We start from the raw sequence: 279 nt of genomic DNA, 5'->3' as shown, positions 1-279 counted from the left end.
AGGCGCCCTTGCAACTACACCTGCCAATAAATATAAACTAAGTCATTTATGAGAGATTTGAAGATCGTTTTTATGGGCACACCGGAATTTGCGGTGTTTACGCTAAAGACCATAGTTGAAGCCGGATTTAATGTGGTGGGAGTGATCACTGCCCCCGACAAACCTGCCGGAAGAGGAAGAAAGCTTCAGGAATCGGCCGTCAAAAAATATGCAGGGGAGCAGGGCCTGAAAGTGCTGCAACCAACTAATCTAAAATCTGAAGCATTTTTGGAAGAGCTC

Annotated in this window: 1 pseudogene; it reads left to right on the top strand. The window is 45.5% G+C overall.

Annotation, left to right across the window (positions count from 1 at the left end):
* Window positions 1-48 precede the first annotated feature (48 nt).
* A pseudogene (locus tag HC175_RS23675) lies at window positions 49-279 on the top strand (methionyl-tRNA formyltransferase); the annotation flags it as partial.

The organism is Salinimicrobium oceani, assembly GCF_012037645.1.
This window is presented reverse-complemented; position numbering and strand designations above follow the sequence as displayed.